Below are 26,181 nucleotides of genomic sequence, written 5' to 3' on the forward strand. Positions count from 1 at the left end.
ATGCTGCACGATGAACAGTATGACGACAGCGACGCACGCGACCGTAGGCAACTTGCGCGAAGACGCCGAAAGGCTGCTGCGTGAGCTCGCCGGCCCCGACGCGGTGTTGCGCGAGGACCAGTGGACGGCAATAGAGGCGCTGGTCGTGCACCGTCGGCGTGCGCTGGTGGTCCAGCGGACCGGTTGGGGTAAGTCGGCTGTCTACTTCATCGCCGCGAAACTACTGCGCGCCCAGGGTCTGGGACCGACGGTCATCGTGTCGCCACTGCTGGCGTTGATGCGAAACCAGGTCGCCTCTGCGCAGCGCGCCGGGGTGCGGGCGGCGACCATCAACTCGGGCAACATGACCGAGTGGGACGAGATCCATCAACAGGTGAACTCGGGTGAGCTCGACGTGCTGTTGGTCAGCCCGGAGCGCCTGAACAATCCCGACTTCCGCGACCAGGTGCTGCCGTCGTTGGCCGGTGACGCCGGCCTGGTCGTGGTCGACGAGGCCCACTGTGTCTCCGATTGGGGACATGATTTCCGGCCCGACTACCGGCGGATCCGAACCCTCATCGCCGAACTGCGCGACGGCATACCCGTGCTGGCCACCACCGCGACCGCGAACGACCGGGTGGTCGACGACGTCGCCGCCCAACTCGGGGTCGGCGGCGGAGACACCCTGGTCCTACGCGGCGGACTCGCACGAGACTCACTACGGATGTCGGTGGTGCGGATCGAGAACGCCACCGAGCGCGCAGCGTGGCTCGGCGATCACCTGAAGACCCTGCCGGGCTCCGGAATCATCTACACGCTGACGGTCTCGGCCGCCAAGGATCTCGCCGCGCTGCTCACCGACCAGGGCCACGTCGTGGCGTCGTACACCGGTCAGACCGACCCCACCGAACGCGAATCACTCGAAGCCGACCTACTCGCAAACCGGGTCAAGGCGCTCGTCGCGACCTCCGCACTCGGCATGGGGTTCGACAAACCCGACCTCGGCTTCGTCGTGCACATGGGGGCACCGTCCTCGCCGATCTCCTACTACCAGCAGGTCGGTCGCGCCGGCCGCGCCACCGAACGCGCCGACGTCGTACTACTCCCCGGCCACGAGGACCGGCAGATCTGGAGCTATTTCGCCTCCGTCGCATTCCCGCGGGAACATCTCGTGCGACAGGTCATCGAGGCACTCGATACCGACAAGGCTCAGTCGACCCAAGCTCTCGAGCCACTGGTCGAGCTCAATCGCAGCAGGCTCGAGATGGTGCTCAAGGTCCTGGACGTCGACGGGGCCGTCAGACGCGTCCGTGGCGGTTGGATGGCCACCGGTGAGTCGTGGACGTACGACGCGAGCCGCTACGAACGCCTCGAGCAAGCCAGGGACCGTGAGCAGCAGGCGATGCTCGACTACCAGAGCACCGATGGGTGCCGGATGGAATTTCTTCGTCGGCAGCTCGACGACCCCGATCTCGGCGCACCCGGCACCGAGTCCGACCGTTGCGGCCGATGCGACAACTGCACGGGCGAGCATCTCTCGTCCGCGGTCGATGCCACGTCGGTCGACTCTGCGAGGGCCCGGCTCGATCGCCCCGGACTCGATCTCCAGCCCAGAAAGCAGTGGCCCAGTGGGATGAAAAAGCTCGGTGTATCGCTCTCGGGCAAGATCGGCACCCCGCACCGACCGGGTCGCGTTCTCGGCCGCCTCACCGACCTCGGGTGGGGTGGACGCTTGCGAGCCCTGCTGGATGCACCCGACGCTCCCGTCACCGAGGCGCTGGAGAAGGCCTGCATCTCGGTGCTGGCCAACTGGGACTGGGCCGACCGCCCGACCGCCGTGCTGGCCCTCGACTCCCCCACCCACCCGCTGCTGGTGCGCTCGGTAGCCGAGCGCCTGGCAACCGTCGGGAAGCTGGAGAACCTGGGAGTGATGCAGGTCAGACCGGGACATCCCCCGGTATCGGCCGCGAATTCGGCCTTCCGAGTTGCCGGCCTGGTGGACTCGTGGGAGGTTCCGGACGTATCGTCCGTAGACGGGCCGATTCTGCTCGTCGATCTGCTCACCGACACCGGCTGGACGTTCACGTGTGCAACCGCAGCGCTGCAGGCTGCGGGAGCGGATGCGATCCTCCCCTTCGCATTGGCAACGCCCAAATAGGGCATAGCGGCAACGCCGAACCAGGGCCTTCTCGGAATTCGTGTTTGAAAACGCGCCAGGTGGGTACCGCCAGCCGATCCTGAAATATGTGAGCACCATCACAATCGGCGGTTAACCAGGCAAAGCATGTCCGATTCGGGCGTCGATTCTCCGACGCACTCGATATGCTCCCGCCTCCTTGTTACGGTCGTATTTCCTATGAAGCCTGCATTGCTGAGAGGTACCCCGCTCACTGCGCCGGACGCAGTGAAGTTTCGTAAGCCACAGATCTCCGACGGAGTCCGGCTCTGGGAGATCGCAAGAGATTCACGAGTTCTGGATCTGAACTCCAGCTACTCGTACGTGTTGTGGTGCCGAGATTTCGCGGCCACCACTGTCGTATCCGACATCGACGGCCGCGCAGTCGGTTTCGTCACCGGATACATCCGCCAGGACGCCCCTCGAACGCTGTTCGTGTGGCAGGTCGCCGTGGATGCGGACCAGCGCGGCAAGGGACTTGCCGGTCGCATGCTCATGGAGCTGCTCGACCGCCTCGAGCCACAGGGCATCACGCACCTCGAAACCACGATCAGCCCGGACAACGAAGCGTCCATCGCAACCTTCACCAGCCTCGCACGCAAGCGAGGTACCGACATCGTCAAGTCGGATTTGTTCGCGCCCAACGATTTCCCTGATAGCCACGAAGCAGAAGAGCTCTACACCGTAGGCCCGGACGCATCGCGGAATTACGAAAGGAACAAGCAGAACATGACCGTAAAGAACACAGTGACAACAGAGAAGCCCGACGTATTCGAGACCGTCGAGTCCGGCGTGCGTAGCTACAGTCGCCAGTGGCCCGCCGTGTTCACCACAGCGAAGAACTCGGTCATCACCGACGAGAACGGCAACGACTACCTCGATTTCTTCGGTGGCGCAGGCGCACTCAATTACGGCCACAACAACGACATGATCAAGAGCGCGTTGGTGGACTACATCACCAGCGATGGCATCACGCACGGACTCGACATGTCCACCGTCGCCAAGCGTGAGTTCCTCGAGTCGTTCAAGAAGAACATCCTCGACCCCCGCGGCTTGGACTACAAGGTTCAGTTCCCCGGTCCGACGGGCACCAACACCGTCGAGGCAGCGCTCAAGCTCGCTCGCAAGGTCACCGGGCGCGAGGCGATCATCAACTTCACCAACGCATTCCACGGCATGACACTCGGCGCGTTGTCGGTCACCGGCAACTCGATGAAGCGAGCTGGCGCCGGAATTCCATTGGTGCACACCACTCCGATGCCGTACGACAACTACTTCGGCGGCGTCACCGAGGACTTCCAGTGGTTCGAGCGCGTTCTCGACGACTCGGGCAGTGGATTCAACCGACCGGCCGCGGTGATCGTAGAGACCATTCAGGGCGAGGGCGGAATCAACGTCGCACGACCGGAGTGGTTGCGCGCGTTGGCCGAACTGTGCTCGCGACGCGAAATTCTGCTGATCGTCGACGACGTGCAGATGGGCTGCGGCCGCACCGGCCAGTTCTTCTCGTTCGAGGAAGCCGGCATCACCCCGGACATCGTCACCCTGTCGAAGTCCATCGGCGGCTACGGCATGCCGCTGGCGCTGACACTGTTCAAGCCCGAGCTGGACGTCTGGGCACCGGGTGAGCACAACGGCACCTTCCGCGGCTTCAACCCGTCGTTCGTCACGGCAAAGGCAGCCATCGACCACTACTGGTCCGACGACAAGTTCGAGAAGGAAACCCTCGCCAAGGGCGAGCACATCCAGGATCGGTTCATGAAGTTGTGCGCCAAGTTCGACGGCATCTCGACTCGCGGTCGCGGCATGGTCCAGGCTCTGGTGTTCGACGACGCGGAGTTGGCCGGCAAGGTGTCTCAGCTGTGCTACGACGAGCGTCTGCTCGTCGAGACCGCGGGCCCCAAGGACGAGGTCGTCAAGCTTCTTCCCCCGTTGACCACGACGATCGACGAGCTCGACCGCGGCCTGGACATCATCGAAAGTGCAGTGGCGAAAGTTCTGTCCTAGCAGCGTCCAGCACACACCGACATCGAAGGAGACATCGCATGATCGTTCGCACCACCGAAGAAATCACCGGAACCGACCGCGACATCTCGAGCGAGGACGGCAACTGGCGCAGCAAGAGAATCATTCTGGGCGGTGACAAGGTCGGCTTCTCGTTCCACGAGACCACCATCCAGCCCGGAACGGTGAACAACTTCCACTACGCGAACCACGTCGAAGCGGTGTGGCTCATCGAGGGTGAAGGAACGCTGACCGATCGCGAGACCGGACAGACGTACGAGCTCGGACCGGGGTCGATGTACCTGCTCAACGGGCACGAGCGTCACACCGTGGAGCCGCGCACGACAATGCGCATGCTGTGTGTGTTCAACCCGCCGGTCGTCGGCAACGAGACGCACGACGAAAACGGCGTGTACCCCCTCGTCGAGGTACCTGCGTAACGCATTTCGTCACAACACCGGGCCCGCACCGACGCATCGTCGGTGCGGGCCCGGTGTCGTCGTTGTCGGTCGATGCGTGACACGACTCTTCGCTATCCTGGACGAGGTGAATGCTCCGACCGCGCCCGCGGAAACGTATCGGCAATTGCTCTCGATGCTGGACGGAAGAACTGTTGCAGTGCTCACCGGTGCCGGCATGTCGACCGACTCCGGAATTCCGGACTATCGGGGTCCGAAGTCACCACCGCGCAATCCGATGACTTTTCAGCAGTTCATCGGTGATGCCGAGTTCAGAAGGCACTACTGGGCGCGTAATCACGTGGGTTGGCGGCATATGGACGCGGCAGTACCCAACGACGGCCACCGAGCCCTGACCCGTCTCGAACGTGCAGGAGTCGTCACCGGCATCATCACCCAGAACGTCGATATGCTGCACACCAAAGCCGGCAGCCGCAACGTCATCGATCTCCACGGTGTCTACGCCCGCGTGCGTTGCCTGAATTGCGAGCGGTTGGTGTCGAGGTTCGAGTTGGCCCGACGCCTCGACCGAGCCAACCCGGGCTTCGTCGAATCCGTTGCTCCGGCCGAGGGCGTCGAGATCGCACCCGACGCCGACGCGATCATCTCGTCCACCGCGCATTTTCGGATGGTCGATTGCGAATCCTGTTCCGGCATACTCAAACCCGACATCGTCTATTTCGGCGAGAGTGTCCCCAAACCGCGCGTGGCCGAGGCCTTCGACCTCGTCGACCGCAGTGACGCACTGCTGGTACTAGGGTCCTCGCTGACCGTGATGTCGGGCCTGCGATTCGTCAGACACGCGTTCAAGACCGGCACGCCCGTTGTCATCGTCAATCGGGGTTCTACCCGTGGCGACGAATTCGCCTCTCTCACACTGCATACCGGCTGTTCGGAAACAGCGACAGCGCTGGCTGACGCGTCCGATCAGGCGCGGACGAGATCGTCCGCGTGAACCACCGGACGCTGTAGCTCCGCGGCCAACTCCCCCGTGGACCGCCCGAGCATTCCGGACAACTCCCCGGAGTCGTAGGCGACGACCCCGCGGGCCACCAGTACACCGTCGGTATCGACGAGAGAGACGACGTCTCCGCCGTGAAATGAACCGGACACGGCCGTGATCCCCGCAGACAACAACGACCTGCGCCGCTCGACGACTGCTCGCACGGCACCGGCATCGAGGTGTAGCTCACCTGCCGCGTCGGCCGCATGCCGCACCCAGAACTTTCGTGCCGACAACCGCGTCGGGCGCGCCGCGAAGGCGGTGCCCACTGCGGACGTCGTCAGAGCGTGAGCAGCATCGGATGCCGCGGCCAGCAGCACCGGAACCCCGGCGTCGGCCGCCAGGCGCGCAGCAGAGAGTTTGGAGGCCATACCGCCGGTACCGAGCGCTCCCCCGGACCCGGCGACGACGCCGTCCAGATCTTCCGGGCTGGTCACCTCGGGGATCAACGTGGCCGAACCCTTGCGCGGGTCACCGTCGTACAGCCCGTCCACATCCGAGAGCAGGAACAGCGCGTCGGCACCGACGAGGTGTGCCACGAGTGCCGCCAACCGATCGTTGTCACCGAACCGAATCTCGGCGGTGGCCACGGTGTCGTTCTCGTTGACGATCGCGACTGCGCCGAGCGACCGTAGCCGATCCAAGGTGCGCTGCGCATTACGGTGATTGGTTCGCCGCGCGATGTCCTCGGCGGTCAGCAACACCTGCCCGACCGTGCGGCCGTACCGGTGGAACGACGAACTCCAGGCGTTGACCAGAGCAAGCTGACCTACGCTCGCCGCAGCCTGCTTCGTTGCGAGGTCACGTGGGCGTCTGGTGAGGCCGAGTGGTGCCATGCCTGCACCGATCGCGCCCGACGAGACGACGACCACGTCGGTGCCGCTACGCATCCGCGACTCGATGGCGTCGGCCAACAGGTCCAGTCGAGCCAGATCGAGACCGGCATCGAGGCTGGTGAGCGCCGAGGATCCGATCTTGACCACGATGCGCTTGGCGTCGGCGATCGTACGACGGGTATCGGTGAGAGCCTCTGCGGGCGAATCGGATTCACGCACCGACACCTCGTCTACTCCTGTTCGGTATCGAGCCCGCGGCGAACCTGACGGGCGTGCTTGCGCTCGGAGGCACCGATGCGCTCGACCTGATCGAGTCGAGCATCGGTGCCGCGACCGGTCATCGTGATCTCGACACCGGCCGGGGTCTGCGGTTCCCAATCGAAGGACACGTCGCCGATGGTGACCGACGCGCCCGGCTGAGCGCCCGCCTTGATCAGTGCATCCTCGACGCCGAGCCGCGCGAGGCGGTCCGCGAGGTAGCCGACGGCCTCGTCATTGGTGAACTGCGTCTGGCGCACCCACCGTTCCGGACGGGTACCGCGCACGATGAAGCCGTCCGGGATGTCCGGATCCTTGACGACCTTGAAGCTGTTGTCGTTTCGTGCGACGGGACGCAGCACCTGACGCCGCGGCTCCGGTGCCGGGTGAGCTGTGCGGTAATCCTCGACGAGCTTCGCCAACGCGAACGTCAGAGGCTTGAGACCGGCGCGCGTCACTGCGGAGATGGTGAACACCGGCCAGCCGCGAGACTCGAATTCCGCGGTGACCATCTCGGCGAGCTCGGCACCCTCGGGAATGTCTGCCTTGTTCAGTACGACGATGCGGGGCCGGTCGGCGAGATCACCGAGGCTGGCATCACCGGACAGGGCCGGCTTGTAGGCCGCAAGCTCCGCTTCGAGAGCGTCGACGTCGGAGATCGGGTCGCGGCCCGGATCCAGTGTCGCGCAATCGACTACGTGTGCGAGCACAGCGCATCGCTCGAGGTGACGCAGGAAGTCCAGTCCGAGACCGCGGCCCTGACTCGCGCCGGGTATCAGTCCGGGGACGTCGGCGACGGTGAACGTGGTGTCTCCACTGGAGACGACACCGAGGTTGGGCACCAGTGTGGTGAACGGGTAGTCGGCGATCTTCGGCTTCGCTGCGGAGAGAACCGAAACCAACGAGGACTTACCGGCCGACGGGAATCCGACGAGGCCGACGTCGGCGACGGACTTGAGTTCGAGGACGAGTTCGCGTTCGATGCCCTCTTCGCCGAGCAGAGCGAAACCGGGCGCTCGACGAGCCTTGGACGCCAGTGCTGCGTTGCCGAGCCCGCCGCGCCCGCCGGGAGCGGCGTCGAAACGCGTTCCCTCACCGATCATGTCGGCGAGGACGTTGCCCTTCTTGTCGAGCACGACGGTGCCGTCGGGGACCTTGAGAATCAGGTCCTCTCCGTTGGCCCCTTCACGGTTTCCGCCCATGCCCTGAGTTCCGTTGCCGGCCTTCGCATGACTGGAGAAGTGGAAGTCGAGCAATGTGTGGACGTTGCTGTCGACGACAAAGATGACTCCGCCACCCTGACCGCCGTTGCCGCCGTCCGGGCCGCCGAGAGGCTTGAACTTCTCGCGGTGAACCGAAGAGCAGCCGTTGCCACCTTTGCCGGCGCTGACGTGCAGCACCACGCGGTCGATGAATCGTGACATAGCTGTCTTCGATCCTTTCTGGAAGAAAAACGGGGTGAAAAAAGCGATAGGGGCGGACCGGTCTCGTGACCCTGGTCCGCCCCTATCGGGAGCTGTGAACGTGCGCGGTGGACGTCCGACCCGGGCAGTTGCCTGCCGTGCCGGTCATCGTGAGCGCGAGCTGCAGAAGGACTAGGCCTCTACAGTGACCGGAACGATGTTCACGGTCTTGCGTCCGCGCTTGGCACCGAATTCGACTGCGCCGGGAGCGAGTGCGAACAAGGTGTCGTCGCCGCCACGGCCGACGTTGACGCCGGGGTGGAAGTGCGTGCCGCGCTGGCGGACCAAGATCTCGCCTGCGCCGACGGTCTGGCCGCCGAAGCGCTTGACGCCGAGGCGCTGTGCGTTCGAGTCGCGACCGTTACGGGAGCTTGATGCACCCTTCTTATGTGCCATGTTGCATACCCTCCTCGGGGTGAATCAGCTGAAAAGAACTCGGGTCCGGTAAGACCTGGTTACTTGATGCCGGTGACCTTGAGGACAGTCAGCTTCTGCCTGTGTCCCTGACGCTTGTGGTATCCGGTCTTGTTCTTGAACTTGTGGATGCGGATCTTCGGGCCCTTGGTGTGCTCGACGATCTCACTGGCGACCGAGATCTTTGCCAGCTTGTCTGCATCTGTGGTCAGGTCGGATCCGTCTACGACGAGGACCGGAGCAAGCGAGACAGCAGTGCCGGGCGCTCCCTCGATCTTCTCGACCTTGACGAGGTCACCAACAGCGACCTTGTACTGCTTTCCGCCGGTCTTGACGATCGCGTACGTTGCCATCGGAGGGCTACCCCTTGCTTCTTCGAACTTGCTCGCGTTGCGCATGGCACCGCGACTGGTCTGGTAAAACGTGTTTGCTTGCTCCCATTCGGCCGATCCGGACCGAACTGCATCCGAACCACTCGAGAACTGTTTCCACTTGCAGGACCGCTAGGCACAACAAGACAGTGTCACCGGGAGCGACTTATCAAGGTTACGGCAGAGAGACGGCCAGGGTCAAACCGCCTCGACCCCTACACATCGATGTCCACCGGCGGGCCTGCCGGACGTGCCGCTGCCCGTCTCCTGCGCGGACGTGCGGTCGGCACGTCCACCTGCTCGACAGGCTGCTCCGCCGCCGCTGTCAGCGGCGCTGAATCGGCCACCGTGTCACCGCCGGCCGAACCTGCGTCGGCAACATCGTCGGCGTCTGCCGTGGCCGAAACCACCATCAGCACACCGGCATCCGGCGCAGCACTGGTCGGCGCGGCGGCCTTCCGAGCCACCCGTCGGCCCCGTCGTGGGGTGGCCACCACCGGCTCCGGCTGGGCGGGGGTGTCGTCGGAGGACTGCGTCGCCCCGGTATCCGCGGAGCCGCCGTCGCCGACGGATTCTGCAGCCGGCACCGGCTCGTGAGCCTGCGCGCTGTCCACGGTTGCCTGCGCGGCGTCCGCGTCCTCGTTCGCCGCTGCGGCGACAGCCACGTCCTCGGCCGAGACCACGGTGACCGACTCGTCCTTGTCACCGGCGGAGCCGGACGATGCCTGCGAGACCTCCGCGGGGCTGACATCGGCCACCACGTCGTCATGATGCGCTGCCATCGCCAGAGCCACGGGGTGTGCCCGCTTGATCGACGGGTCGACCACCGGGTGGTCGGTCCCGTCCGTCGTGCCCGACTGTCCGTTCGGCGTCGACCGCTCGGTGTTGTCGGACCGATCGTTTCCGTCGGACTTGGCGTCCTTGCCGCGTCGACGCCTGCTGCCGTTGCCCGAACCGTTCGAGTCCGAACGTGACGAGCTCGGGCGTCCACCGTCGGAGTCCGGCTTGGCGTCGATGGGGAACGGATGCACGATGATTCCGCGACCCTGGCAGTGCTCGCACGTGGTGGAGAAGGCCTCGACCAATCCCGTGCCGAGCTTCTTGCGCGTCATCTGCACCAGACCGAGCGAGGTCACCTCGGACACCTGATGACGGGTCCGGTCACGGCCCAACGCCTCGGTCAGACGGCGTAGCACCAGATCGCGGTTCGATTCCAGCACCATGTCGATGAAGTCGACGACGATCATGCCGCCGATGTCGCGCAGACGCATCTGGCGGACGACTTCCTCGGCCGCCTCGATGTTGTTGCGGGTGACGGTCTCTTCCAGGTTGCCGCCGGAGCCGGTGAACTTTCCGGTGTTGACGTCGACGACCGTCATCGCCTCGGTGCGATCGATCACCAGCGTGCCGCCCGAGGGCAACCACACCTTGCGATCGAGGGCCTTGGCCAGCTGTTCGTCGATGCGGTGAGCTGCGAACACGTCCACGGAGCTGCCGTTGGCCTCGTAGCGCTGCAGGCGCTCCATCATGTCCGGAGCCACGGTCTCCACGTAGTTCGACGTGGTCGTCCACGCCTTGTCACCCTCGATGACGAGCTTCGAGAAGTCCTCGTTGAAGAGGTCGCGGATGACCTTCACCAGCATGTCGGGCTCTTCGTACAGCGTCTGCGGCTGCACGCCCTTGCCTGTTTCAGCGTTCGCGGACCGCTCTTCGATGCTGGCCCACTGGGCCTGCAGCCGCGTCACGTCGCGCGCGAGTTCTTCCTCGCTGACGCCCTCGGCCGCGGTCCTGATGATGACGCCGGCCTCGGGGGGAACGATGTCGCGCAGAATCTCCTTGAGTCGCTTGCGCTCGGTGTCGGGCAGCTTGCGGCTGATGCCGGTGGAACTGCCACCGGGAACGTAGACGAGGAAGCGTCCGGCCAACGACAGCTGCGTCGTCAAGCGAGCGCCCTTGTGGCCCACCGGATCCTTGCTGACCTGCACCAGAACCTGATCGCCCGGCTTGAGGGCCTGCTCGATCTTGCGCGCGCTTCCGCCGAGACCGGCAGCGTCCCAGTTGACCTCGCCTGCGTACAGCACGCCGTTACGGCCACGGCCGATGTCGATGAACGCTGCTTCCATACTGGGCAGGACGTTCTGCACGCGGCCGAGATAGACGTTGCCGACCATCGAGGCGGTGGCGCTACTGGTCACGAAGTGCTCCACCAGAACGCCGTCTTCGAGCACGGCGACCTGCGTGGTCAACGGATGGTCCGGGGTGGCCTTCTCGCGAACGACCATCACGCGGTCCACCGACTCACGACGAGCGAGGAATTCCGATTCGGTCAGAATCGGCGGACGACGTCGCCCGGCATCACGGCCGTCACGGCGACGCTGCCGCTTGGCCTCGAGCCGAGTCGAACCGGAGATGCCCTGCACCTCGTCGCGCGGTGCGCGGCTCTTGTTGCGCGGCTCGCGTTCGTGCACGACGGTGTTGGGCGGGTCGTCCTCGGAGGACGCAGCTGCTTCTGCCGCGGCCTCGGCTCCGGTCTTACGGCGGCGGCGACGCCGACGACGACGGCTCGAGCCGTCTCCGTCCGAATCGCCGTTGTCAGAATCACCGTTGTCGGAGTCGCCGAAGTTGTCCTGAGCGCCGGACTCGGACTCGTCCTCACTGTCCTCGCCCTGCTTGTCCGACCCGTCGGTGGTGGCGTCGGTCGTGGCGTTCTGCCGATCGGACCCGCGGCCGCGTGACCGTGAGCGACGCGAACGCCGTCCCGAACTCGAGGGCTGGTCGTCGCCGGAGGTCTCGTCGGCATCGGAATCGTCGGACTCGTCCGCTCCGGTGGACTCGCCGTCTACCGAAGAGGCGGACGTGCTGCTGTCCGTCTCGGAGTCGGTGTCGTCCGAATCCTCGTCGGTCGAGTTGTCGTCGGTCGAGTTGTCGTCGGACGACTGCTCTCCGCGTCCACGCCCACGACCGCGGCGACCGCGGCGACGGCGACGGGGCTGAGACTGGTCGTCGTCGTCTCCCGAGCCGTCCGCTGCCGAGGAAGCCCCGGACTCGTCGGACGACGCATCCGATGCACCGGACTCGGACACGGGAGCACCGGACACAGCGGTGTCCTGCGCGGCGGTGTCGGAGGCGACCGTCGAGACGTTCTCGGCGACGGGTGACTCGCCGTTCGCGGGCTCGTCCGTGGCCTTGTTGTCGGACGCTGCGATGTTGTCGGACGGTGCCTCGTCCTTGGGTGCGGCCTTGCGACTACGTCGACGCCGTGCGGGGGCCTCGGACGGAGCATCCGCCGATTCTGCTGCGGGCTCTGCCGCTGCCGGCTGCAGGAACACCGGCGTCGCGAAGGTCGTGGCCGTGGGTTGGGCGGCCTCGGGCTCGGCCGTGGGCGCGCTGGTGAACAGCGTTGCCTCGGCAGCGGGGACCTCTACCGAGGGTGCCGTCTCGGCCGGGACCTCTACCGATGCGGGCTCGGGCTGCTGGTCTGTCGACGCATCCGGTGCCGGCGACTCCGCTGCGGAGGCATCGGGGGCGGGTGCGGTCGGCCCGTTCACCGAATCGCGCACCGACTCGGCAACGTCTCGGCTCAGACTCGACTGCGCGCTGCGGGCTTCGATGCCGAGCTCACCGAGAGTGACGAGCAACTGCTTGCTGGTCACGCCCAGAATTTTCGCCAGTGCATGCACACGCAGCCTGGTCGGCAATTCGATGGTGTCGGGTTGCACGGAAACCGCGTCGGATTTCGCGGACGACACCGCGTCGGTGTCCTCCGGATTTCCTGCGTTCGTGCTCTGTACATCTTCGGGCGGGCTTTGATCGGCCACGTAGTCTCCTCGGGCCCCCGGGCGCGTTCATCCGAAATCGGGTGTGACGCGGCCACGCGAGGGCAATCCTTGTGTACTCACGTCGGGTTGGACGTCAGCTGTTCGGTCTCGCTCTCCACAAATCGTTTGAGCCACCTCGTGAATCTCGGTGGCCGACGACGGCGTGTGCAGTGCCTGGCTGGATGGTGGTGTCTCGGCGATCCGAGCGCCTGATCATCAAGCATGAACGCGAAAGAGCCTGTCTCTCGTTCGCGACTCTGCGATGACGGGCAGCGGGTCGACGACAGTCATCCGATCGATCCCACGAGCACTTTTTCTCTAGCGAACTTCGGTGGAGCTGAACAGAGGTGGAGCGTGTGAACGTACAAGTGCTGTGGGGTCGATCTCCGTCGAGTATCCCACACGCGATGATCCGTACGAGCCACGCCGCACCGATCGGACTTCGAGCGGGTGCGGCGTGACTGCGGAAGTGCTCTGCGACGGGCTTCTAGGAGGCGGTCAGGTCTGGGAACCACAGGGCGATCTCGCGCTCTGCGGATTCCACCGAATCGGATCCGTGTACCAGGTTCTGCTGACCGTCGAGGGCCAGGTCACCTCGGATGGTGCCGGGAACTGCTTTGGCGACCGGATCCGTGCCGCCGGCGATCTGACGGAAGGCTTCGATGGCACGGGGGCCTTCGAGAACCGCGGCCACAACGGGCCCGGAGGTGATGAACTCGAGAAGGTCGGGGAAGAACGGCTTGCTCTCGTGCTCCGCGTAGTGAGCCGAGGCCACGTCGCGAGAGACGGTCTTGAGCTCGAGGGCGACGATGCTCAGACCCTTCTTCTCCACGCGGCCGAGGATCTCTCCTACGTAACGCCGGGCAACTCCGTCTGGCTTGATCAGTACTAGGGTGCGATCGGTCACGTCGACGACAGTAATGGACACCGGCACCCGGTCGCGCGGCGCATGGCCCCAACCGAACCGGTCCGGTGTCAGTCGCGTTGCCCGGGCAGCATGCCGCGTCGAATGCGTTCGGTGATGTCCCGGCGCAGATAGAGCAGATACAGCCACACGGCAAGGAAGATCAGACCCACGGCGCCGATGGACAGATGGAACACGGCCCCGGCCATCACGAAGAACTGCAACGCGAAGTTGAGCTTCATCGCCCAGGGTTCGCCCTGTTTCCCCGCGGCCAGAATCATCACCACGGCGAGCGCCACGATATAGGTGGTCGAGAACCACGTTGCGCCGCCGCCGAGAGTCGCCACGACCGGAAGAGCGAGCAGAGTCACGATCGCTTCCAGTACCAGTGTGCCCGCCGACACACCGCGAAATCCCTTCCACGGGTCGGTTGTCGGTGGTCGAAACTCTGCTTCGCTCACGCGGGATCCTTTCCGAACAACGTGCGCGCTGCGCCCACGGTCACCACCGAGCCGGTGACGACGACCCCGGCACCGGACACGGCTTCGCCGGGCTCGGCCACTTCTTCGGCCAACCCGATCGCCGTTTCGAGCGCATCGGGCAGCGTCGACGCCACCACGACCCGCTCGTCGCCGAACTTGGCCACGGCTATGTCGGCCAACGCGTCGACATCCATCGCCCGACCGGACCCGTTGTGGGTGACGACGATGTCGTCGAACACCGGTTCCAATGCCTCGAGGATCGCGCCGACGTCCTTGTCCGCCATGACACTGACGACCCCGACGAGTTTGCGGAAGTCGAATTCGTCGGTCAGGGCGGCCGCCAGTGCAGCGGCCCCGTGCGGGTTGTGTGCGGCATCGAGAAACACCGTGGGCGCGTTGCGTACTCGCTCGAGACGACCGGGATTGACCACGGTCGCAAAGGCTTCGCGCACGGTGTCCTGGTCGAGTTGACGGTCCGGGCCCGCCCCGAAGAATGCCTCGACTGCTGCGAGAGCGAGAGAGGCGTTGTGCGCCTGGTGCTCTCCGTGCAACGGCAGGAAGATGTCGGTGTAGACACCGCCCAGCCCCTGCAACTCCAGCTGTTGTCCGCCCACGGCTATCTGCCGACCGAGAACGGTGAACTCCGATCCGGCACGTGCCACGGCAGCGTCTGCCTGCACCGCCGCACGAAGCAAGACCTCGGACACCTCGGGTTCCTGCTTGGCGAGGATGGCCACCGTGTCCCGTGGCACGAGTAGTTCCGGTGCCTTCTTGATGATGCCGGCCTTCTCCCCCGCGATCGTGGACAGATCGTCCCCGAGGAATTCGACGTGGTCGCGACCGATCGGGGTGATGACGGCGATCTCACCGTCGACCACGTTGGTGGCATCCCAGCGGCCGCCCAGCCCGGTTTCGATGACGGCGACCTCGACCGGTGCCTCGGCGAAGGCCGCGAACGCCATGGCGGTGACGACCTCGAACTTGCTCATCCGCGGTCCACCGGCGGCCTCGGACTGTGCATCGATCATCTCGACGAACGGTGCGATCTCGTTGTAGGTGTCCACGTAGGTGCGCGGGGACACCGGACGGCCGTCGATACTGATCCGTTCGGTGGCCATCTGCAGATGCGGGCTGGTGGTGCGGCCGGTACGCCGATGAAAAGCGGTCAGCAACGCATCGATCATGCGGGTGACGGACGTCTTGCCGTTGGTTCCGGCCACGTGGATCGACGGATACGCCTTCTGCGGAGAACCGAGCAGGTCCATCAGCGCCGAGATTCGGGCGGTAGACGGCTCGATTTTCGTTTCTGGCCAACGCTTGTCGAGCTCGGCCTCGACGAGTGCGAGCTCGGCCAGGTCGACCGGGGTCGGTGGTGGTGACGGCAGGGCGTCGTCCGGCTCGGTCACTTAGCTTCCCATCGATTCGAGGCGCGCGCCGATGCGCGCGATCTCTTCGCGAGCGATCGTCTGACGAGTTCTGATCTTGTCCACCACCGCATCCGGGGCTTTGGCCAGAAATGCCTCGTTGCCCAGTTTGCCGGTCGTCTGTGCCAACTCCTTCTCCGCAGCGGCGAGATCCTTCACCAGTCGCGCGCGTTCGGCGACCAGATCGACTGTGCCCGAGGTATCGAGCTCGACGACGACGGTGGCCTTGCTCGTACGCACCTCCACCGATGCCGTCGCCGCGAAGTCCGCACCCGGCTCGGTCAACCGGGCCAGCGAGGTCACTGCCGAGATCTGGCCTTCCAGGTCGGCGTCACCCACTCCGACGATGCGAGCGGCAACCTTCTGCGAGGGCTTGAGCCCCTGATCGCTGCGGAACCGACGAATTTCGGTGATGAGGCGCTGCATGTCCTCGATGCGTTGCGCGGCAACAGGATCGACCGGATCGGCGGCAGGGGTCGGCCACGTGGCGACCACCAGGGACTCGCCCCCGGTCAGCACCTTCCACAGGGTCTCGGTCACGAACGGGACGACCGGGTGCAGCAGGCGCAGCACCGCGTCGAGAACGTTGCCCAGGACTCCACGGGTGGATTCGGCGATGCTCTCGTCGGCGAACTGCACCTTCGCAATTTCGAGGTACCAGTCGCAGACCTCGTCCCACGTGAAGTGGTAGAGCGCCTCGCACGCCTTGCTGAACTCGTAGCGATCGAACGCCGAATCCACCTCTGCTCGAACCTGATCGAGCCGGTCGAGAATCCAACGGTCGGCGTCGGTGAGTGCGGCGCGCGACGGCAGCTCGGCCGGCGCTGCGCCGTTCATCAGGGCGAACTTGGTGGCGTTGAACAGTTTGTTGGCAAAGTTGCGCGAGGATTGCGCATGGTCCTCGCCGACGGACATGTCGGCACCCGGGTTGGCACCGCGGGCCAGCGTGAACCGCAGTGCATCCGCGCCGAAGCGGTCGACCCAGTCGAGCGGATCGATGCCGTTGCCCCGAGACTTGGACATCTTCTTACCGAACTGATCGCGAATCAGTCCGTGCAGGAAGACATCTCGGAACGGAACCTGTGGGCCCTGCTTTCCTGCGGTGATGGCGTCGTCGGCTCCGACGTAGGTGCCGAACATCATCATCCGGGCGACCCAGAAGAACAGAATGTCGTAGCCGGTGACGAGTACGCCGGTCGGATAGAACTTCTCCAGTTCGGGAGTGGCCTCCGGCCAGCCCATCGTCGAGAAGGGCCACAGGCCGGAAGAGAACCAGGTGTCGAGGACGTCGGGGTCCTGCTCCCACCCCTCGGGTGGGGTCTCCCCCGGTCCCAGGCACACCGTCTCGCCGTCGGGGCCGTACCAGATCGGAATTCGGTGGCCCCACCACAGCTGACGCGAGATGCACCAATCGTGCATGTTGTCGACCCAGGCGAACCAGCGTGGCTCTTGACTCTTGGGATGAATGACGGTGTCGCCGTTGCGAACTGCGTCACCGGCCGCCTTGGCCAGGGTGTCGACCTTGACCCACCACTGCAGCGACAGACGCGGCTCGATCGGCTCACCGCTGCGCTCGGAGTGTCCGACGCTGTGCAGGTACGGGCGCTTCTCGGCGACCACTCGGCCTTGCTCGGCCAGGGCCTCACGGACCTTGACACGGGCCTCGAAACGGTCCATACCGTCGAACTGCGTTCCGGTATCGGCGATGCGGCCGGCCTTGTCCATGATCGACGGCATCGGCAGTGAGTGCCGAACGCCCATCTCGAAGTCGTTGGGGTCGTGCGCCGGAGTGATTTTCACTGCGCCGGTACCGAATTCGGGATCGACGTAGTCGTCGGCGATGATCGGTATTTTTCGTCCGGTGAACGGATGCTCGAGGGTGGTGCCCACCAGAGCCCGGTAGCGCTCGTCGTCGGGGTGCACCGCCACAGCAGTGTCGCCGAGCATCGTCTCCACTCGAGTGGTGGCCACGATGACGTGCGGTTCGGAGTCGTCCAGCGACCCGTATCGCAGCGAGACGAGTTCACCCTCGACGTCCTCGAACTTCACCTCGATGTCGGAGATGGCCGTCTGCAGCACCGGCGACCAGTTGACCAGCCGCTCGGCGCGGTAGATCAGACCGTCGTCGAACATGCGCTTGAACATGGTCTGCACGGCCTCGGACAGGCCGTCGTCCATGGTGAATCGCTCACGGCTCCAGTCGACACCGTCGCCGATACGACGCATCTGGCCGCCGATCGTGCCGCCCGACTCGCGCTTCCAATCCCACACCTTGTCGATGAACAGTTCGCGACCGAACTCTTCCTTGGTCTTTCCGTCGGCGGCGAGCTGCTTCTCCACCACCGACTGCGTGGCGATGCCCGCGTGGTCCATTCCCGGGAGCCACAGCACCTCGTACCCGAGCATGCGCTTGCGCCGACTCAGCGCGTCCATCAACGTGTGGTCGAGGGCGTGGCCCATGTGCAGGCTGCCCGTGACGTTGGGCGGCGGCAGCACGATGGAGTACGGCGGCTTGTCGCTGGCGGCATCGGCCTCGAAATAACCGGCATCCACCCAACCCCGGTACAGCTCGGCCTCTACCTCGCTGGGGTCCCAGCTCTTGGGCAAACGGTCGGCTGGGTTGTCTGGGGTCTCTGGCGCTGAACTGGTCACCGGTCGATTCTAGTGGCCCAGTATTCGCGGCATCGACGCGCTCTCGCCCAGGACATGCCCCGCCAGAAATGCCAGTACCACCTCGTACCAGACCTTGGCGTGCTGAGGCGTCAGAATCCAGTGGTTCTCGCCGGGGAAGTACAGGAACCGGTGCTCGGTCTCACCGTCGTCGTCGGCGGGCAATCCCGATTCGCTGAGCAGTTCGTACCACAACCGCAGGCCCTCGCCGATCGGCACGCGATAGTCCTTGTCACCGTGGATGACCAGCATCGGCGTCGAGATGTCCGCGACGAACAGGTGTGGAGAGTTCTCCACCGCCATCTCGGGGGACATCTCCCGCGCCCAGTACCACGGTGCGTCGGTCGTCGGTCCGAACTGATCGAGTGCCCACAGACTGGCGTGGGTGACGATGGCGTCGAATCGGTCGGTGTGCCCGGCGATCCAGTTGGCCATGTACCCGCCGAACGAGCCACCCATTGCGGCGGTGCGCGTGTTGTCGATATCGGTTCGGGCAACCGCCACATCGGTCAACGCCATCAGATCGGTGAACGGGGCACTGCCCCACGCGCCCCAACCACGCTGCACGAAGTTCTGGCCGTAGCCGGTGGACAACGCCGGATCCGGGAGCAGCACCGCGTACCCTCGCGCCACCATCAGCCATGGGTTCCACCGCCAGGACCACGTGTTCCACGAACCCAGTGGGCCGCCGTGCACCCACAGCAGCAGCGGCGCGGGCGAATCGTCCGACACACCGTGCGGCAACGCCAGCCATCCTCGGACTCGACTGCCGTCCTCGACGACGGTCTCGATCTCGGTCAACGTGCCGGGCAGCGGGCCGTTGTCGATTCCGGCGTCGAGGTCGACCACGGTGCCGTCGGACAGGTCGATCGAGACCGGGTGCGGGGCGGCCAGATACGAGGCGGCCACAGCGACTACGCGCTTGCCGTCCGACAACACATGGATGTGGGTGTACGCGTCGTCGGTATGCGTCAGGCGACGTGGCTCCGCACCCGGCTCGATCACGAAGATCGGTGACCGGCCGTCGTCGTCCGCGGTGACCAACACGCCGGACCCGTCCGGCAGCCAGACCGGACCGATCGGCCATCGATCCCAGCCCGGAGCGAGATCGGTGACGGAGTCCGTACCGAACTCGTACTGCTGCAACGTCATTCGTGGCGCTTGTTCGGGATTCGAGATCGATTCACGGACGAACGCGACGGCACGGCCGTCGGGCGAGATGGCCGGTGCACCCAGATCGGCATCCGCGTCGTCGACGATCGTGGTCCGTTCTCCGGTCCCGGTGTCGATGCGCACCAGTATCGTGCGGACGGTTGCGAGCGGGCCGGGCACCGACCACGTGGAGACGACGAAAGTGCCGTCGGCGCTGATGTCGAAGGCCGCTTCCTGCAGAGCGCCTGCCGCGTCACGCGTCAGATCACGCAGTGGTGCCGACTCGAGGTCGGTTTCCGTCTCACCTCCGAACAGATGCGGGGTTGCGGGACCGAGATCGTGATCCCAGAAACGCACCGGCACACCGGTGTGCAGGATTGCATCCACCTTGTTCGTCTTGCGCTCGGTACGCAGGCCGTCGTCGTCCACGTCTGTCGTGGACGAGCCGAACACCGGCGAGAAGCCGGCGAACCGATCGACGGACCGTGCCGCTCGCACGTCACCGATTCCCGCCGACCGGGTCTCGACCACGTGGGCCTCCCCGCCGGCGGCGGGCAGTATCCACAATTGTGCCGGATCATCCTCGCTGGAGCGGCGCGAGAACATCAGATCCCCGGACGCGGTGAACACCGGCGCGCTCTCGCCCAGCTCGCCGTGGGTGATTCGCCGCGCCGGGGAACGCCCGTCCACGTCGATCTCCCACAGCGACGTTCGGTACTCGGTGCGCGAATCACTCAGAGCAGCAACGACAACGACCGCACGAGAACCACTGCGATCCACCGCCAACCCCGTGACACGTCGGGCCGCGATGTACTCGTCGATGTTGTCGTAGACACTCATGCGAACGACAGTAGTGGCAACAGATCGTTCCGCGGCGGCTGTGCCCGGTTCAGTCTTCGCCGAGATCCTCACGCAACTGAGCGAGCGTGCGCGCAAGAATTCGCGATACGTGCATCTGCGAAATTCCGACCTTCTCGGCGATCTGCGTCTGCGTCATCGACCCGAAGAACCGGAGCACCACGATACGACGCTCGCGCTCGGGCAGCTTCTCCAGTGCGGGCCGCACAGCGAGGTAGCTTTCCATCTTCTCGAGTTCCGGGTCGTCGGCACCGAGCGTGTCCATCAGCGGGAGGCGATCCTCGCTCACCACCGAATCGACCGACACGGTCTGATACGCGCTGCGGGCAAGCAGTGCCTGCGATGCTTCCTTGACGTCGATCCCGAGTTCGGCGGCGATTTCGCTCGCGGTCGGGGCGCGACCGAGCTTCTGCGACAACGATCCCACCGCCTGCGAGATCATCGAGTTCAGCTCTTTCATGCGTCGCGGTACCCGTACCGACCAGCCGGCGTCGCGGAAGTAGCGACGTGCTTCGCCCATGATGGTGGGGACGGCGAACGAGACAAAATCCGACCCACGCTCGATGTCGAACCGGTCGACTGCATTGACCAGACCCAGCCTGGACACCTGCAAGAGGTCCTCGTGCGCTTCACCGCGCCCACCGAATCGGCGCGCGATGTGTTCGGCGAGAGGAAGGCAGCGCGTGATGATGCGGTCACGCAGCACGGAACGCTGCGGTGAATTCTCGTCCAGCGCCTGCATCTGCTGGATCAGCGCGACCACGTCGCTGTAATCGTCGGACTCTCGCCGTGTGCTTCGTTCCTGCGGCACCGGCACTAGACCTTGCTCCTCCGCTTGACCACGTCGATCGCGACGGTGCGGCCGGCAACGTCGTCGATCGCGTCGTCGGCGCGGAGTTCGATGGAGTCTGCGAGAGTTTGCAATACGTGCCAACCGAAGCTGTCCTGCTTCGGGACCGACGTCGGAGTCAGCGTGGACGTCACGACGATTCGGATCCCGGCATCGTTGACGGAGAACCTGCACGAGAGTTCCGCGTCGGCGACCGAACCTTTGATGAGCTGGGAGCACACCTCGTCTACGACGAGTTTCACGTCGGCGATGTCGTCGAGAGTGAAGTCACTGAGCACCACGAGAGTCTCCGCGACGGCCCGCACCACCGGCAATTGGTCGGCTTCTGCGCGCACCCTCAGCTCGACCGGTGCACCGGAATCTCGCTCCAGTTCTTCGATCTTGCTGACCCCAGCCATCCGCACTTCCCATCGTCGCCAAGCAGTTCGTTTCTCGTGTGCCGAGCAAGACTACCCAGCGGGGAAGCTTTCAACCCTCGCAGTACACGGGTGTCGCCCCCGAACACACCGCGGAACGAACCTGCGGTGAACGGCCGACCGGTGCGGGTGACGTGCGCCCGTCGAACTGGCACGATCGACACCGTGGCACATTCGGATGAGGATTACTCGCAGGCCCTACGGACTCTCGCCGAGCGGCTCGGTACGTCGACGTCGTACCGAGGCTGGGACGACACCGAGCACGACGTGAGCGACGCGACCCTGCGGCAGGTCTTGGCTGCACGCGGTTACGCGACCGAGACCACCGAGGATGTCGATCGGGCACTGGAGGACATCGAGAACGCACCGTGGCGTCGCCTGCTTCCTCCTGTGGTCGTCACGACCCAGGGCACCGAGGCGACGGTGTGGGTGCATGTGCCACACGGCAATCCGGTGGAAGTGTCGATGGTGTCCGAGGACGGCGACGCCATCGAGGTACCGCAGGCCGACGTCTGGGTCGATCCGCGCGAGGTGGACGGACGGCTGATCGGACGTGCCACGTTCGTGGTGCCCGGCGATGCCCCGCTGGGATGGCACAGCCTCACAGCGACGACGATCGGTGAGGACAACACCGTCCGAACCTCGGACACGGTCGTCGTGGTCACACCGAAGTCGTTGTCGCCCAATGCCGAACTTGCCGACAGGCAACGTACCGGTCTGCTGGCACAGCTGTACTCGGTGCGCTCGACGCGTTCGTGGGGCATCGGTGATCTCGCCGACCTCGAGGACATGGTCGACATCGCCGGCCGCGTGCATGGATTCGACTATCTGCTGGTCAATCCGCTGCACGCCGACCGGCCGACGACGCCCGTGGAGGCCTCTCCGTATCTACCGACCACGCGACGCTTCTTCAATCCGCTGTACATCCGAGTCGAGAACATTCGAGAGACGGCGCTGCTCTCGCCCAAGCAGTTCGGCAAGATCCAGGATGCCGCGGCTCGATTCGACAAGGCGAACGTTCGCACCAAGAAGCTGAACCGGGACGCGACGTTCAAGGCCAAGCTCCGCGCCCTCGAACGCGTCCACAAGGTCGAGCGCAGTCCGGCCCGCGAGTCCGCGTTCCGGGCGTTCGTCGAACGCGAGGGCACCGGGCTCCGGGATTTTGCGGTGTGGAGCGCGCTGGCGGAGAAGTTCGGCCCGAACGATCCCGCATGGACCGATCGCGCAGCGCACCCACGCACCGATTTCGTCCTCGAACAACGCGCAAAGCTGGCCGGGCGCATCGACTTTCACATGTGGCTGCAGTGGATCTGTGACGAGCAACTGGCCGCTGCCCAGCGAGCCGCGCTCGACGCCGGGATGGATATCGGCGTCATGCACGACCTCGCGGTGGGAGTCGCCCGCGGCGGGGCCGATGCGTGGACGCTCGGCGACGTGCTGGTGTCCGGAGTCACCGTGGGAGCGCCGCCGGACAACTTCAACCAGCAGGGCCAGAACTGGAATCAACCGCCCTGGGATCCGGATCGACTGCGCGAGATGGCCTACGTCCCGTACCGAGACATGCTGCGCACGATTCTGCGTCACGCCGGGGGCATCCGCGTCGACCACATCCTGGGCCTGTTCCGGTTGTGGTGGATTCCGCAGGAGGCCGAGAACGCCGGCGGCGGAACGTATGTCGAATACGACCACGAGGCGCTGATCGGCATCCTCGCCCTCGAAGCCGAGCGCGCGGGTGCGGTAGTGGTCGGCGAGGACCTCGGGGTGTTCGAGCCGATGGTGCAGGAATACCTCACCGAGCGCGGAATCTTCGGCACCTCCATCCTGTGGTTCGAGGCCGATGATTCCGGACCCATCCCACCCGAGGACTACCGGACTCTGTGCCTGACGTCGGTGACGACGCACGACCTGCCTCCCACCGCTGGATACCTCGAAGGCGAGCACATCGAACTGCGGTCCCGACTCGGCCTGCTCGAGCGAGACATCGATGCGGAAAAGGAAGTGGATTCCCGTGCGCGAGAGGCGGTCCTGGACCTGGCCCGCACCCGTGGATTACTCGCCGCCGATGCCGACAACCACGAGACCGTCGAGGCGTTGCATCGGCTGGTCCAGCGCAGCCCGTCACTCCTGATCGGCGTCGCTCTCGCCGACGCGGTCGGTGAACATCGCATTCAGAACCAACCGGGTACGGACGAGACCCAGTACGGCAACTGGAAGGTCCCGCTCGCCGACTCCGACGGCTCGGCAGTGCTGGTCGACGACCTCGCCGAACACCCGCGATTGGTGTCGCTCGTGCAGGCAATGGCAACCGAGTCGTCGGACCGATGACACGAGGGTCCACAATCGAGGTATGAGCTTTCGACGTCGCCGCGTATCGAGTCGGCACTGATGGGCCGGATCACCGCTCGCAGACCCGTCGTCCGAATACGCGGCGAACACCGAGTCGACCGTCCCGACACCTTGGTGGTGGAGGAACCGATGGAACTGCGCGTCGACGGCAGAGCCCTTGCCGTCACGATGCGTACGCCGGGCCACGACGTCGAACTGGCCCACGGTTTCCTGCTGACCGAGGGCGTCATTGCATCGCGTGCCGATATCGCTGCGGCGCGGTACTGCGACGGCGTCGACGACGAGGGCGCGAACACCTACAACGTCCTGGACGTCACGCTGGCACCGGGTGTGGCAGCCCCCGAGACCGGGGTGGAACGCAATTTCTACACGACCTCGTCGTGCGGGGTCTGCGGCAAGGGATCACTCGACGCAATTCGGTTGCGCACCAAGCATTCTCCTGCTGAAGACGACGTCGTGGTGACGTCCGATACCCTCGCCGGGCTACCGGACACCCTGCGCGCAGCGCAGAAGGTCTTCGACACCACCGGCGGCTTGCACGCTGCGGCACTGTTCACTGCGGACGGCGACATGCTCGTCCTCCGCGAGGACGTCGGACGCCACAACGCGGTGGACAAGGTCGTCGGCTGGGCCACCGAGCACGATCGAGTTCCGCTGCGCGGCACGATATTGATGGTCAGTGGCCGCGCCTCGTTCGAGCTGGCGCAGAAGGCGGTGATGGCCGGGATCCCCATACTTGCAGCGGTGTCCGCACCGTCGTCTCTCGCGGTCGATCTCGCGACCGAATCAGGACTGACGGTGATCGGCTTTCTCCGCGGCCGGTCGATGAACATCTACTCCCGCGCCGACCGCGTCCTTGTGTCGGACGGTATCTCCTGAGTCGTTCCGCAGGCTCCACTCCCCAGCGACATCGACGAGTAGCTCGGCTGCGGTGGCGTTCCGGACCTCGTCCACCGAGATCCCCGGCGCGGTCTCGACGAGGCGCAGTCCGTCGTCGGTGACGTCCAGAACCGCCATGTCCGAGATGATCCTGTGCACGCAGGCCTTTCCGGTCAGCGGCAGAGTGCAGGACTGCAGAATCTTCGGTTCACCCTTCCGGGAGACGTGCTCCATCATGACGATCACGCGACGGGCACCGTGCACCAGATCCATGGCACCACCCATCCCCTTGACCATGTGCCCGGGGATCATCCAGTTCGCGAGGTCGCCGGTGGCGCTGACCTGCATCGCACCCAGCACGGCGACGTCGACCTGGCCGCCGCGGATCATTCCGAACGACTGCGACGAGTCGAAGTAGGACGAGCCGGGAAGCACCGTGATGGTTTCCTTGCCCGCGTTGATGATCTCGGGATCGAGTTCGTCCTCGGTGGGATAGGGACCGACGCCGAGCACACCGTTCTCGGAATGCAGAATCACCGAGACGTCGGTCGGAATGTAGTTGGGCACCAGGGTCGGCATGCCGATTCCGAGGTTGACGTACTGCCCGTCGCCGAGCTCCTGCGCCACCCGGGCGGCCATCTGTTCGCGGGACATCTTCTCGCTCATGCTCGTACCGTCCTCTGCTCGATGCCGACCTCGACCGGGCCGACATGCACGACCCGCTGCACATGGATGCCCGGGGTGTGCACCTCGTCCGGACCGATCTCCCCCGGCTCGACCAGGTGCTCGACCTGCGCCACGGTGATCCGACCCGACGCGGCGGCGGGTGGATTGAAGTTCCGTGCGCTGGCATGGAACACCAGGTTTCCGTGCCTGTCGCCCTTCCAGGCGTGGACCAAGGCGTAGTCCGCGACGATGCCGCGCTCCATCACATAAGTGACCCCGTCGAACTCCCGGGTCTCCTTCGGCGGACTCGCCACGGCGATGCCGCCGCTGCCGTCGTAGCGCAGCGGCAAACCGCCGTCGGCCACCTGCGTCCCGACACCCGCGGGGGTGAAGAACGCCGGAATACCGGCACCACCGGCTCGCAGCCGCTCGGCGAGGGTGCCCTGCGGGGTCAGCTCCACCTCCAGTTCGCCGCCGAGGTACTGCCGTGCGAATTCCTTGTTGGATCCCACGTACGAGCTGATCGTGCGCCGAATGCGGTGCTGCGCCAGCAGCACTCCCAGACCGAAGCCGTCGGTCCCGCAGTTGTTGCTGATGGTTTCGAGGTCGGTAGCTCCCTGCTCGAGCACCGCGGCGATCAGGATCTCCGGCACTCCCACCAACCCGAACCCGCCCACGGCGATCGACGACCCGTCGGGGATGTCCGCTACCGCTTCTGTGGCACTGGCCACGACTTTGTCCAACATGGCAGCGA

General features: G+C 65.3%; 19 protein-coding genes and 2 pseudogenes. 7 read left to right on the plus strand and 14 right to left on the minus strand.

The annotated features are described in order from the left end of the window. Nucleotides 1-19 precede the first annotated feature (19 nt). The 5 genes and pseudogenes from JLZ96_RS18455 to JLZ96_RS18470 all read left to right on the plus strand — a co-directional run bounded on the left by JLZ96_RS18455 (nt 20) and on the right by JLZ96_RS18470 (nt 5,572). Nucleotides 20-2,137 carry an ATP-dependent DNA helicase RecQ gene (locus JLZ96_RS18455; protein WP_201010924.1) on the plus strand — a complete coding sequence of 706 codons (2,118 nt, stop codon included), beginning with the start codon at nt 20-22 and terminating at the stop codon, nt 2,135-2,137. A gap of 198 nt (nt 2,138-2,335) precedes the next feature. Beyond that, nucleotides 2,336-2,836: pseudogene (gene ectA, locus JLZ96_RS25030) on the plus strand (diaminobutyrate acetyltransferase); the annotation flags it as partial. A 48-nt stretch (nt 2,837-2,884) separates the two neighbouring features. Beyond that, nucleotides 2,885-4,162, plus strand: a complete 1,278-nt coding sequence (ectB, locus tag JLZ96_RS18460; protein ID WP_236254169.1) for a diaminobutyrate--2-oxoglutarate transaminase — start codon at nt 2,885-2,887, stop codon at nt 4,160-4,162. Nucleotides 4,163-4,200: 38 nt separating this feature from the next. Further along, nucleotides 4,201-4,599 (plus strand): ectoine synthase, encoded by a 399-nt coding sequence (locus tag JLZ96_RS18465; protein ID WP_027497550.1) that lies wholly within the window; start codon nt 4,201-4,203, stop codon nt 4,597-4,599. Nucleotides 4,600-4,753: 154 nt separating this feature from the next. Next, the gene (locus JLZ96_RS18470) at nt 4,754-5,572 is read left to right on the plus strand and encodes a Sir2 family NAD-dependent protein deacetylase (RefSeq protein ID WP_032368456.1); all 819 of its coding nucleotides are present in this window, start codon (nt 4,754-4,756) and stop codon (nt 5,570-5,572) included. Here the strand turns inward: JLZ96_RS18470 and proB are convergent. From proB to JLZ96_RS18530, 12 genes are all read right to left on the minus strand, one after another. Next, a complete protein-coding gene (proB, locus tag JLZ96_RS18475; RefSeq protein WP_370878787.1) occupies nt 5,545-6,624 on the minus strand; it encodes a glutamate 5-kinase in 1,080 nt (359 codons plus the stop codon). The two genes, JLZ96_RS18470 and proB, sit on opposite strands and share 28 nt — an antisense overlap. Before the next feature lie 62 nt (nt 6,625-6,686). After that, complete coding sequence (obgE, locus tag JLZ96_RS18480; RefSeq protein ID WP_201010925.1) at nt 6,687-8,138, minus strand: GTPase ObgE; 1,452 nt, start codon at nt 8,136-8,138, stop codon at nt 6,687-6,689. A gap of 171 nt (nt 8,139-8,309) precedes the next feature. After that, nucleotides 8,310-8,573 (minus strand): 50S ribosomal protein L27, encoded by a 264-nt coding sequence (gene rpmA / locus JLZ96_RS18485; RefSeq protein WP_027497554.1) that lies wholly within the window; start codon nt 8,571-8,573, stop codon nt 8,310-8,312. 59 nt (nt 8,574-8,632) lie between these two features. After that, complete coding sequence (gene rplU, locus JLZ96_RS18490; protein ID WP_027497555.1) at nt 8,633-8,944, minus strand: 50S ribosomal protein L21; 312 nt, start codon at nt 8,942-8,944, stop codon at nt 8,633-8,635. 233 nt (nt 8,945-9,177) lie between these two features. Further along, nucleotides 9,178-12,780 (minus strand): translation initiation factor IF-2 N-terminal domain-containing protein, encoded by a 3,603-nt coding sequence (locus tag JLZ96_RS18495; RefSeq protein WP_201010926.1) that lies wholly within the window; start codon nt 12,778-12,780, stop codon nt 9,178-9,180. Between the two features lie 487 nt (nt 12,781-13,267). Beyond that, nucleotides 13,268-13,687, minus strand: coding sequence for a nucleoside-diphosphate kinase (gene ndk, locus JLZ96_RS18500; RefSeq protein WP_027497557.1), 420 nt, complete (start codon nt 13,685-13,687; stop codon nt 13,268-13,270). A gap of 68 nt (nt 13,688-13,755) precedes the next feature. After that, the gene (locus JLZ96_RS18505; RefSeq protein ID WP_201010927.1) at nt 13,756-14,145 is read right to left on the minus strand and encodes a DUF4233 domain-containing protein; all 390 of its coding nucleotides are present in this window, start codon (nt 14,143-14,145) and stop codon (nt 13,756-13,758) included. Then, entirely contained in the window at nt 14,142-15,572 is a 1,431-nt protein-coding gene (locus JLZ96_RS18510) for a folylpolyglutamate synthase/dihydrofolate synthase family protein (RefSeq protein ID WP_201010928.1), read from the minus strand. The genes JLZ96_RS18505 and JLZ96_RS18510 overlap by 4 nt, the downstream gene beginning before the upstream one ends. Then, nucleotides 15,573-18,242 carry a valine--tRNA ligase gene (locus tag JLZ96_RS18515; protein ID WP_201010929.1) on the minus strand — a complete coding sequence of 890 codons (2,670 nt, stop codon included), beginning with the start codon at nt 18,240-18,242 and terminating at the stop codon, nt 15,573-15,575. It abuts the gene before it with no gap. A 9-nt stretch (nt 18,243-18,251) separates the two neighbouring features. Continuing rightward, nucleotides 18,252-20,252: an alpha/beta fold hydrolase gene (locus tag JLZ96_RS18520; RefSeq protein WP_201010930.1), complete on the minus strand. Its 2,001-nt coding sequence runs from the start codon at nt 20,250-20,252 to the stop codon at nt 18,252-18,254. Nucleotides 20,253-20,301: 49 nt separating this feature from the next. After that, the gene (locus tag JLZ96_RS18525) at nt 20,302-21,087 is read right to left on the minus strand and encodes a SigB/SigF/SigG family RNA polymerase sigma factor (RefSeq protein ID WP_032368200.1); all 786 of its coding nucleotides are present in this window, start codon (nt 21,085-21,087) and stop codon (nt 20,302-20,304) included. After that, the gene (locus JLZ96_RS18530; protein WP_027497563.1) at nt 21,087-21,518 is read right to left on the minus strand and encodes an anti-sigma factor; all 432 of its coding nucleotides are present in this window, start codon (nt 21,516-21,518) and stop codon (nt 21,087-21,089) included. The genes JLZ96_RS18525 and JLZ96_RS18530 overlap by 1 nt, the downstream gene beginning before the upstream one ends. A 183-nt stretch (nt 21,519-21,701) precedes the next feature. On the opposite strand from JLZ96_RS18530, the gene malQ reads away from it, so the two are divergent. Together malQ and fdhD are read left to right on the plus strand one after the other, a co-directional pair. Beyond that, nucleotides 21,702-23,861 carry a 4-alpha-glucanotransferase gene (gene malQ, locus JLZ96_RS18535; RefSeq protein WP_236254150.1) on the plus strand — a complete coding sequence of 720 codons (2,160 nt, stop codon included), beginning with the start codon at nt 21,702-21,704 and terminating at the stop codon, nt 23,859-23,861. A 60-nt stretch (nt 23,862-23,921) separates the two neighbouring features. Next, nucleotides 23,922-24,761, plus strand: coding sequence for a formate dehydrogenase accessory sulfurtransferase FdhD (gene fdhD, locus JLZ96_RS18540; protein WP_094694990.1), 840 nt, complete (start codon nt 23,922-23,924; stop codon nt 24,759-24,761). A 33-nt stretch (nt 24,762-24,794) separates the two neighbouring features. On the opposite strand, the pseudogene JLZ96_RS18545 reads toward fdhD, so the two are convergent. Both JLZ96_RS18545 and JLZ96_RS18550 read right to left on the minus strand, forming a co-directional pair. Next, a pseudogene (locus JLZ96_RS18545) lies at nt 24,795-25,427 on the minus strand (CoA transferase subunit B); the annotation flags it as partial. Further along, nucleotides 25,424-26,173: a CoA transferase subunit A gene (locus tag JLZ96_RS18550; protein ID WP_179271310.1), complete on the minus strand. Its 750-nt coding sequence runs from the start codon at nt 26,171-26,173 to the stop codon at nt 25,424-25,426. The gene JLZ96_RS18550 and the pseudogene JLZ96_RS18545, both read right to left, overlap by 4 nt. Nucleotides 26,174-26,181 lie beyond the last annotated feature (8 nt).

It is taken from the genome of Rhodococcus sp. NKCM2511, assembly GCF_014905595.1.
GTDB classification, from domain to species: Bacteria; Actinomycetota; Actinomycetes; order Mycobacteriales; family Mycobacteriaceae; genus Rhodococcoides; species Rhodococcoides fascians.